Source organism: Armatimonadota bacterium (assembly GCA_017993055.1).
Taxonomy (GTDB): Bacteria; Armatimonadota; UBA5829; order DTJY01; family DTJY01; genus JAGONM01.
Map to the genome: position 1 here is coordinate 44,777 of JAGONM010000026.1, position 8,249 is coordinate 53,025.

An 8,249-nucleotide genomic window follows, 5' to 3' on the forward strand; every position below is an offset into this window, starting at 1 on the left:
CCCCAAGAACGCCCTTCGATACACTCTCCGCTTCGCTCCGAGCACTCAGGGCTGACGGTTTCTGTCGGACGCAACGCCCCGTCATCCTGAACTCGATTCAGGATCCATTCCTCTGGATGCCGGATCGGGTCCGGCATGACGACGGGGGCGAGCGCCAAGAACGCCCTTCGATACACTCTCCGCTCCGCTCCGAGCACTCAGGGCTTTCGGTCTTTGTCTGAGGTAGGACGGGTGTCATCCTGAACTCGATTCAGGATCCATCACTCTGGATGCCGGATCGAGTCCGGCATGACGACGGGGGCGAGCGCCAAGAACGCCCTTCGATACACTCTCCGCTCCGCTCCGAGCGCCCAGGGCTTTCGGTTCTTGTGGCGTGCGCCGCCATCCCGCATCCGCGAAAATGACCCCTTACCACCGCCGGGCGGATTTGCTATAATGTGCGGGCCAGGCCCGGGGGTACACGGGCCGGCGGATCCCACCAATGGTGTTCGGGAGGCAAGGGAGTTGGCGGAGCAGCTGCATCTGGGCGACGAAGACGGCATCGCGGCCTTCAGACAGGCCTGGGACAAGGCCCTCGTGAAGCTCGAAACGGAGATCAACAAGCCCACCTTCGAGAGCTTCTTCCGCACCGCAAGGCCCCTCTCCCTGAAGGACGGCAAGCTGACCGTCGCCGCACGCGGGGACCTCGCCGTCGCGTTCCTCAACAAGAGCGCGGACGCCGTCAGGGCCGCCCTGAGCGAGGCGCTGGGAGGCCCGGTCGAGCCGGCCTTCGTGGCGGACACCGAGCAGGCGCCGGCGCCCGAGAGCCAGCCCCAGAAAGAACCCGCCAAGGCCCCCGCGAAGAGCGTCGTCAGCCCGATGTCCGAGCCGCTGAACGAGAGGCTCGACTTCGACAGCTTCGTGATCGGCGACTGCAACCGGTTCGCCCATGCCGCGTGCATGGCCGTCGCCAAGAAGCCCGGCAAGGTGTTCAACCCGCTCTTCATCTACGGCGGCCCCGGCCTGGGGAAGACGCACCTGCTCCACGCGATCGCGCACTACGTCCTGACCCGCCTTTCCGGCAAGGAGGTCGCCTACCTCTCCGGCGAGACGTTCACGTCGCAGTTCGTCGCCTCCCTGCGCGACCGCCAGTCCGAGAGCTTCCGCACCAGGCACCGCAAGGTGGACTACTGGCTGCTCGACGACGTTCAGTTCCTCGTGAGCAAGGAGCGCACGAAGGAGGAGTTCTTCCACACGTTCAACACCCTTCAGCAGACCGGCAAGCAGATCGTGATCACCAGCGACAGCCCGCCGAAGGACCTGAAGCCTATAGACGACCGCCTGCGCTCCCGTTTCGAGGCCGGGCTGGTGGCCGACCTCGCGCCGCCGGACCTGGAGACGCGGCTCGCGATCCTGCAGAAGAAGGCCGAGTCCGAGGATGCGCGGGTGCCGGACGAGGTGCTCATGGAGATCGCCGCCCTGATCCAGACGGACGTGCGCGCGCTCGAGGGGGCGCTCATAACCGTGGTCGCGCACGGCTCGCTCATGAGGAAGCGGCTCACGAAGGCCGTCGCCAGGGGTCTCGTCGAGCGGTACCTTCTGCAGAGGCGGTGCTCCCAGATAAGCATAGACGCGATCCTCCGGCTCACCGGGGAGTCGTTCAGCGTGGCGGTCGAGGACCTCACGAGCGCCTCGCGCAAGAAGGAGATCGTCACCCCGCGCCATGCGGCGATGTATCTCTGCAGGGAACTTACCGCCTTCCCGCTGGAGGGCATCGGAAAGGCGTTCGGCGGCAGGAACCATGCCACCGTGGTGCACGCCTGCGCCCACGTCAAGGAGCTGCTGGACGAAGACGGGGACTTCAGGAACCGGGTGGACCGGCTCGCGGAGGAACTGCGCGCCGGACGGTACTGAGCCGCCGGCCCGCGCTCTCGCGGAAAAGATTGTTGATAACTCAGGGTGGGTGTTGTTGATAGTTTTGTGAACAACTTTTCGCCGGGGAAACCGACGGTTCCATCAACATGCCGGCCGCCCTTCGTTGACAGTTTCAGCCTCAGTTTTGAACATTCGCGGTGTACAACTCTGCTCGCGTGAAGGTTGCCGGGGCTACCCTTCGGAAGAGGTTGACATGCCGAGTTATCAACAGAATCCACAGCCCTGTACTACAACTACCACCGGATATAAATTCCCTATCGTCCCGGGATTCCGGAGCGTTGATTTCCCCGGGAAGGACGCCCTGGTCGCCTGAGATGCACATCGAGTCGCTGAGCCTGCAGAACTTCAGATGCTATGAGGAGCTCGCGTTTCGTCCCGGGCAGGGCCTGAACATATTCTCCGGGAAGAACGCGCAGGGGAAGTCGAGCCTTCTGGAGGCGGTCTACCTGCTGGCAACCGGGCGGTCGTGGCGCGCCGGCCGGGACACGGAGATGATCCGGTGGGAGTCCGGATGCGCGCGAGTTCGGGGCGAGATCGCCCGGCGGGAGCAGAACGACATCGAGATAGACGTCTCCATCGGGCGGGTCGAGAAGAAGCAGATCCGGGTGAACACCGTCCGCCTCACGAAGATATCCGAGCTGCTCGGCCAGGCGAACGCGCTATTCATCGGGCCGCAGGACCTGGAGATCGCCGCCGGGGAGCCGTCGGTCAGGCGCAGGTTCCTCAACCTGGAGATCAGCCAGATCCAGCCGCAGTACTGCCACCTGTTCGCAAGCTACAGGAAGGTGCTGGAACAGCGGAACACGCACCTGCGCGACCTCTCCCGGAGGAGGGTCTGCGACGGGGTCCTCGACGCGCTCGACGAGCAGTTGGTGCTGTACGGCTCGCAGATCATCGAGCGGCGGCTGGCGTTCCTCGAGAGGGCGGCGGACCTCGCCCGGGGCATCCACGCCCGCCTCACGGACGGCGGGGAGCGGCTCGAGATCGAGTACAGGCCGAGCATCGGGCGGACGGAGGGCCGGTCCCAGGCGGAGATATCCGAGCGGTTCGCGGAGAGGCTGGCCGAGGTGCGCGCGGAGGAACTTCGGCGGGGGGTCACGCTCGCGGGGCCTCAGAGGGACGACATGCTGATCTCGGCGAACGACGTTGACGTGCGGACCTACGGCTCACAGGGCCAGCAGAGGACGGCCGCCCTGAGCCTGCGCCTGGCGGAGCTGGAGATGATGGAGGAGGCCGCCGGGGAGCCGCCGATAGTATTGCTGGACGACGTGATGACCGACCTCGACGAGGAGCGGCGCGCGCACGTGTTCGAGATGACGGTGGGCCGGTGCCAGACGCTCGCGACGACGGCGAGCCTGAGGTTCCTTGGGGAGGATCTCGTGAAGGCGGGGACGGTTTTCGAGGTCGCGGGCGGCGGGGTAAGGGATGGGTGAGGAGTGAGAGCCGTCATGCCGGATGCCGCCGCCGCGCCGTCATGCTGAGCTTGACTCAGCATCCATCCGGAGGCCTGGATCCTGAATCGAGTTCAGGATGACGACACGTCGTTCAGGGTGACGCCGGCACCACATGCGACACACACCGTCAGCCCTGAGTGCTCGGAGCGAAGCGGAGAGTGTATCGAAGGGCGGCTGGGAAGCAGAACCCCCTCGGCCCGGAGGCCGGTCCCCCTTGGCAAGGGGGACAGCACATCCGGCTCCCCTCCTTATCAAGGAGGGGCTGGGGGAGGTTCTGATCCCGACCCACCCGGCAGGAAACCGCCCCTCCGCCGCTGAACATCCCTGTTAACGAGGAACGCGCTCTGCCATTGTGACAACCTGACGAACGCGCCGGGGCACGTGACGGACGAGTCGGTGGACCTGCTCCACCTCGAACTACTGTTCAACGAGGCGAGGATTGGAGACGGTGTGTACCAGCGGCACTCCCCTCTCACTCTTGCACAACTATCGCCAGGATGAATGGTGCGTTGTTGCATGGCGTACTTGACGCAGAGGAACCGGGGGTGGGGTCGAATTGCGGCGTCAGCATAATCCACGGAGTAGAAGTCTCTTGCCACGAGTCTCATTAGGGGCTACAGTCAGAGAACGAATGCCTCTGCCCGTCATATACTACCCCCATATTTATGGTACATTCTTCGGCTTCGCTGCGGACGAAGACTCTGCACCGGTATTGTGTGCTTGCACGCAGTCTGCCGTTGAGAATCTGTATCGTCTGGCGCCCGACCGCGTCCTTCAGGCAAGTCGTGAATATGAACATAACCACTACTTCCCCAAAGTGATTGCCGACAAGCTAAGCACATGGGATGCGAAGGGACCCTTTCCGATCAGTTTTGCCAGCGGTATCTGTCACCGGTGTAATGTGGCAACACCGACTTTGCGCTACTGCGATGAAATGTATGGGACGCGCTTTGTTCAGTTCTACGGATGGTATGTCCGGCAGGCGTATCTTCGCCTCGGGATTCTGCCTACGGGAGATCGCTATCTGCGCGACACCTGTCCGCCGGAATACCAAACGGAGATAGACGAAGTACTTCTAGCTGAGAGGGAGTATCGGCGAGAGCTGGACAAGTTGATGGAACTTGCCTCTGGGCCTAAGCGAGCTGATATTCCTGATGATGAACCGACGTACTGGAGGAATGTCCGCACGGAAGATGCGGTGGCAATGATCGACCGACGCAGCAGAGCACAGTCGATGAGAAGGGCCTTCACCAAGAAGATAGAGAATATCGCCAGACAGGATTTCGGCTTCAGGAAGGTTGGCGAAGGGTGGGTTAGCGAAACCCAGTTGTTCTATATAGTCAAACGCATGTTCTCAGAGCACGAGGTGCTCTTCCATCACAGACCTGATTGGCTGGATGGATTGGAGATGGACGTGTACATTCCATGCCTGAAGATCGGCTTTGAATACCAGGGGGCGCAGCACTTTCATCCAGTGGAGTTCTGGGGCGGTAGGAAGGCCCTAGAGCAAGTCCAGCGACGAGACCTGCGGAAGGTGCAGTTGTGCGCACTTCGCGGTGTAAAGCTTATCGTCGTGGACTATAGGGAGCCTCTGAGCGAAGACCACATTCGCTCGCTACTGACCTAGCCATATCGTGAGCCAGTAAGGTCAAGATATGAGGGGTTCTTCATCTGCCTCGACACCGTGCGCAGGGGAGCTTGGGGATCTAGGCCCTGACAGGAGTAAGACTATGGCTGATCAGAGAAGGCGTGACAGGAGGAGGCAGTTCTCTGATGTGGTGCGCCAACTTTCCGAGGCCTTCGCCAGAGGTTTCGGGCTGCTGGGAGAAGCCATGTCTGCGATGTATGAGCTGAAATGGCCGATACATGGAGCTCTGGACGTCGCTGACGCAGGCTACATAGTACGGACATACCAGGCGCAAGATAAGGACAAAGCCCGCTGCTTGATTGAGGAATACCTTCTAGAGCAGAAGTACGATGAGAAGCATCTGCGTCTTATGGTGGCCGGGTGGCAAGGGAAGAAGTGGTTGTCGAGACGAATACCCGCATTGCGGCAGGCTGTCGAAGCCCATATCGCAGGTAGCTACTGGGTTTCGATCCCCACCATGCTTCCCCACATAGAAGGTATGATTCTCGAGCGCCATGGACACCAGAAGGGCCGTGTACCGTTTCGGGAGCTCAAACGCTACGCAGAGTCAATGCTAAGCAGCACCTCAATAGAGCGTGCGCTGCTGCAGTACCTGATCGAAGAGGTGCTACACGAGTGGGAGCATGGCGATGAGGTAATCCTCTCCCTTAACCGACATTCTGTACTCCACGGCGCAGATCTGGAATACGGAACAGCGGCCAACTCGTTGAAGACGATACTTGTCATTGACTTCTTGCAGGACAACCTCATGCGGCTCGTCGCGTTCCCAAGTGGCGATTGCTACCACGCCATTGGGTGCTCGAGGGTCAGCCTGGCGAGGACTGACTTGCAGTTCTTTGGGCATTATCGGGAAGCCAGATTCGCTGGCAAGAAGCCCTGCAAGCTCTGCAGGCCTCCTGCATAGTTACCGTTCGACGCATCCTCTGATTCACAGTCGCACTCAGGGCTGTCGGTTTCTGTTCGGCAGAACCCCCTCGGCCCGGAGGCCGGTCCCCCTTGGCAAGGGGGACAGCGGGTCGCGTCCGGCAACCGCTCACCGATCGGAGGTGGATTTCCTATGCGGATAAACAGGGGCATGGAGGGGCTGGCTCAGTTCATCGGCGACTCGCTCAAGTCCCTCAAGCTCGAAGACAAGCTCATGGAGCAGAGGGCGCTCATGGTCTGGGACGAGGTCGTGGGCGACCAGGTAGCCGCCGCCGCCCAGCCGGAGTTCATCGAGTACGGCAACCTCTTCGTGAACGTGAAGAGCCCCGTCTGGGCGAACGAGCTGACCTTCCACACGGCGGACATCGTCAACCGGCTGAACGCCCGGATCGGCGGCAAGGCGGTGAAGAAGATCATCCTCAGGCAGGGCAGGGTCGCCAGGCCGCGAAAGACCACCCCGGTCCCCGGCGAGGAGGAGTTCGACCTGGAGGGAGTCCGCCTGACCGACGAGGAGAGCGCCGAGCTTGACGCCTACATGGAGTCCGCCCCGGAACTCCCGGCGGGGACGAGGACCCTCCTCGAGACCGCGATCCGCATCGAGAAGTGGAGGCGCGCCCACGGGTGGACGGAGTGCGCGGTCTGCGGGACCCTCCAGAACGACCCGGACGGTATCTGCCCGGTGTGCCGGATGGAGGCGGGGGAGAGTGATGAGTGATAGGTGATGGGTGACCAGACCCGCCGGTCCTGCATCGAAGGACGGCCTCCCGGAACCTCCCCCAACCCCCTCCTTGATAAGGAGGGGAGCTAAAACCGCTGTCCCCCTTACCAAGGGGGACCGGCCTCCGGGCCGAGGGGGTTCTGCTTCCCGCGCCCTTCGATACACTCTCCGCTTCGCTCCGAGCACTCAGGGCTGTCGGTTCTTGTGCCGTGTGCCGCCAAGGCCGTCATCCTGAACTCGATTCAGGATCCACGGACGCGGATGGATACCGGATCGAGTCCGGCATGACGCCCGCTCTTCGACCGCTCGTCCCCTGCCCCTAACGGTCAGACGCTGCGACCGACCGCCCGCGCGACCGCCCCGAGGCTCTCCATCAGCGCCGCGAAGGTCTCAGGCTTGAGCGACTGCTGGCCGTCGCAGAGCGCCGCCTTCGGGTCCGGGTGCACCTCGATCAGCAGCCCGTCCGCTCCCGCCGCCACCGCCGCCCGGCTCATCGAGGCCACGAACCGCCAGTCGCCCGTCGAGTGGCTCGGGTCCACGATCACCGGCAGGTGCGAGATTGACTTCATGAGCGGCACGGCGGAGAGGTCGAGCGTGTTCCGCAGGTAGGTCCGGTCGAGCGGATGGACGCCCCGCTCGCAGAGGATCACGCTCTGGTTGCCCTGGTTGAGGACGTACTCGGCGGAGAGCATCAGCTCGTCTATCGTCGCGCTCGGCCCGCGCTTGAGCACGATGGGATGCCTCGTGCGCCCGACCGCCACCAGGAGCGGGAAGTTCTGCATGTTGCGCGCGCCTATCTGCAGGATGTCCGCGTGCTCGGCCACCACGTCCACGTCGTGCTGGTCCATGACTTCCGTGATCGTCGGCATCCCGACCGCCGCGCCGATCTCCTTCAGGAGCTTCAGCCCTTCCTCCCCGAGGCCCTGGAAGGCGTAGGGCGAGGTGCGGGGCTTGTACGCGCCGCCGCGGAGGATTCGCGCGCCCGCGCCCTTGACCGCCTCAGCCGCCGCCGCGAGCTGCTCCCGGCTCTCGACGGCGCACGGGCCCGCCATCACCGCCACTCGGTTGCCGCCGATCTCCACACCCTTCACATTGACAACGGTGTCCGACGCGTGGAACTCCCTGGATGCGAGCTTGTAGATGCGGCTGACGTGGGTGATGTGGTCCACCCCGGGCAGCGCCTGGAGCGCGTCCGTGAGCGGCTCCCTGAGGTCCGCGGGGATCGAGCTTGCGACCCCGATGACGGTCCGGTCGCCGCCGGGCAGGTTGAGCGCGGTCATGCCGTGGGAGGTGATGCGCTCGATGACGAGGCTTATCTCTTCGGCCGATGCGTCGGCCCTCATTGCGATGATCATGGTGTGCCTCCTGCGATGATTCTAGCGCGTCGAGGCATCGGGCGCAAGCGCCCCTCCACCTTCCACGTCTTTCATCACAGACCCTCGTTTTGGCACGATTCTTGCAAGATATGCATTGGAACAAATCGGCACGCCTGTTTGTCAAAGCAGGGTAGCAGCGCACATTCGCCATGCACCGGGAGGGCATCGAAGTGCAAGCCGTAAGAACAACGGGGGTGATATTACTCGCGCTTCTC

The 8,249-nt window shown here is 63.0% G+C and carries 6 protein-coding genes; 5 read left to right on the plus strand and 1 reads right to left on the minus strand.

Annotated features, from left to right (window positions below; all coding sequences use genetic code 11):
- Positions 1-504: 504 nt before the first annotated feature.
- From dnaA to KBC96_10760, 5 genes are all read left to right on the plus strand, one after another.
- Positions 505-1,893 carry a chromosomal replication initiator protein DnaA gene (dnaA, locus tag KBC96_10740; GenBank protein ID MBP6964870.1) on the plus strand — a complete coding sequence of 463 codons (1,389 nt, stop codon included), beginning with the start codon at positions 505-507 and terminating at the stop codon, positions 1,891-1,893.
- Between the two features lie 299 nt (positions 1,894-2,192).
- Complete coding sequence (gene recF / locus KBC96_10745; GenBank protein ID MBP6964871.1) at positions 2,193-3,347, plus strand: DNA replication/repair protein RecF; 1,155 nt, start codon at positions 2,193-2,195, stop codon at positions 3,345-3,347.
- Positions 3,348-4,284: 937 nt separating this feature from the next.
- Positions 4,285-4,995 carry a hypothetical protein gene (locus tag KBC96_10750; GenBank protein MBP6964872.1) on the plus strand — a complete coding sequence of 237 codons (711 nt, stop codon included), beginning with the start codon at positions 4,285-4,287 and terminating at the stop codon, positions 4,993-4,995.
- Positions 4,996-5,098: 103 nt separating this feature from the next.
- On the plus strand, positions 5,099-5,920 hold the full coding sequence (locus KBC96_10755; protein ID MBP6964873.1) for a hypothetical protein: 822 nt from the start codon (positions 5,099-5,101) through the stop codon (positions 5,918-5,920).
- 153 nt (positions 5,921-6,073) lie between these two features.
- A complete protein-coding gene (locus KBC96_10760; protein ID MBP6964874.1) occupies positions 6,074-6,655 on the plus strand; it encodes a DUF721 domain-containing protein in 582 nt (193 codons plus the stop codon).
- Positions 6,656-6,984: 329 nt separating this feature from the next.
- On the opposite strand, the gene aroF is transcribed toward KBC96_10760, so the two are convergent.
- Positions 6,985-8,013, minus strand: coding sequence for a 3-deoxy-7-phosphoheptulonate synthase (gene aroF, locus KBC96_10765; GenBank protein MBP6964875.1), 1,029 nt, complete (start codon positions 8,011-8,013; stop codon positions 6,985-6,987).
- Between the last annotated feature and the right edge of the window lie 236 nt (positions 8,014-8,249).

Excerpts from the sequence above, each read along its gene's own strand:
- KBC96_10755 (MBP6964873.1), top strand. The coding sequence starts at position 5,099 with ATGGCTGATCAGAGAAGGCGTGACAGGAGGAGGCAGTTCTCTGATGTG.
- KBC96_10760 (MBP6964874.1), top strand. The coding sequence starts at position 6,074 with ATGCGGATAAACAGGGGCATGGAGGGGCTGGCTCAGTTCATCGGCGAC.
- aroF (MBP6964875.1), bottom strand. The coding sequence starts at position 8,013 with ATGATCATCGCAATGAGGGCCGACGCATCGGCCGAAGAGATAAGCCTC.